Source organism: Pseudomonas sp. 65/3-MNA-CIBAN-0223 (assembly GCF_040310425.1).
Lineage (GTDB): Bacteria > Pseudomonadota > Gammaproteobacteria > Pseudomonadales > Pseudomonadaceae > Aquipseudomonas > Aquipseudomonas gregormendelii.
The window spans coordinates 1-1901 of the sequence record NZ_JBEOPV010000046.1 but is presented as its reverse complement, the minus strand read 5'-3'; the positions used below and the strand labels follow the sequence as shown (position 1 = coordinate 1901).

General features: G+C 57.0%; 1 protein-coding gene. It reads left to right on the top strand.

Going from position 1 to position 1901, the window contains the following annotated elements:
- Nucleotides 1-1901: immunoglobulin-like domain-containing protein (locus AAEZ09_RS27820; RefSeq protein WP_350601569.1), on the top strand; the 1901-nt coding region annotated here is incomplete at both ends.

Genomic DNA, 1901 nt, shown 5'->3' with positions numbered 1-1901 from the left:
ATTACCTACACCGCGACCCTGACCAATCCTGCCGGCACTCCGGTGACTGTGACCTTGAGCAATGGCTCGGTCATCACAATTGGTGCGGGTCAGACCACCGGCACCGTCGTGGTCCAGACTCCGGCGAATGACGTCTATGTAAACGGCAGCACTGTCAGCACTACGATCACTGGCGCTACTGGCGGTAACTTCGAAAACCTGGTGCCAAGTACTACGCCGGCTGTTACCACCATCACCGACCGCATCGATACCGTCACTGTGACAATCGAAAGCGCCGGCGATGTGCTGGAAAACGCCGCACCGACCTTCACAATCAAGGTTGATCAGAAGCTGGATCAAGACCTGACCGTGACCCTGAGCAATGGCCAGACCGTGACTATCGCGGCTGGTGCAACTGAAGCCACCTACACCCTGCCCGCTCAGGGCGATGACGTTTACAAAGATGGCGAGACCATCAAGCTGGGTATTACTGGTGCAGTGGTAGAAGGTAAGACCTTCGAGAACCTGGTCATCGGTACCGAGGCTCAAGTTGTTGTTGGCGATACCACCAGTGAAGTCATTGCGACCCTGACCGCAGATAAAACCACTGTGGCGGAAGGCGGTTCGGTTACTTACACCGTGACCCTGACCAACGCAGCAGGCCTGCCGATCAACAACCACGGTGAACTGACCTTCACCCTGACTGACGGCACCCAGATCAAAGTCCCAGCCAACGGTAACGTCGGCAGCGCGACCATTGTTGCTCCGGACGACATCCTGGTTGGCGGTCAGCCGACCATCATCAACAAGCTGGAATCGGTGACCGGCGCAGACAACTTCGAGCAACTGACCCTGGGTCAGAACTCGCTGGAAACCGCCGTTACTGATGAACCTACCGGTCAAGGCGATGCGGTTAACATCAGCATCACTGGCAACGGCCCGGTCCTGGAAAACCAGGATGCGAGTTTCACCATCAAGCTGGATAAAGCCCAGACTCAGCCAGTCACCGTGACCCTGAGCAACGGCCAGACTGTGGTTTTTGCTGCAGGCGAAACCGAAAAAGTCCACACCCTCGCGCCGCAAGGTGATGACGTCTACAAAGACGGCGGCACTGTGAACCTGGGTGTTGCCGGTGCAACCTCCAACGGTACGGCGCTGGAAAATGTGGTTCTGGGGAATCCGGCTTCGGTCGTTATCACCGATACCATCAGCGAAGTCATTGCGACTCTGACCGCGGATAAAACCACTGTGGCGGAAGGCGGTTCGGTTACTTACACCGTGACCCTGACCAACGCAGCAGGCCTGCCGATCAACAACCACGGTGAACTGACCTTCACCCTGACTGACGGCACCCAGATCAAAGTGCCAGCCAACGGTAACGTCGGCAGCGCGACCATTGTTGTTCCGGACGACATCCTGGTCGGCGGTCAACCGACCATCGTTAACAAACTGGAATCGGTGACCGGCGCAGACAACTTCGAGCAACTGACCCTGGGTCAGAACTCGCTGGAAACCACCGTTACTGATGAACCTACCGGTCAAGGCGACGCGGTTAACATCAGCATCACTGGCAACGGCCCGGTCCTGGAAAACCAGGATGCGAGTTTCACCATCAAGCTGGATAAAGCCCAGACTCAGCCAGTCACCGTGACCCTGAGCAACGGCCAGACTGTGGTTTTTGCTGCAGGCGAAACCGAAAAAGTCCACACCCTCGCGCCGCAAGGTGATGACGTCTACAAAGACGGCGGCACTGTGAACCTGGGTGTTGCCGGTGCAACCTCCAACGGTACGGCGCTGGAAAATGTGGTTCTGGGGAATCCGGCTTCGGTCGTTATCACTGACACTATCAACGATGTCGTGGCCAAGCTGACCGTGGATACCACCAACGTCACCGAAGGCGGCAAAGTCATCTACACCGTGAC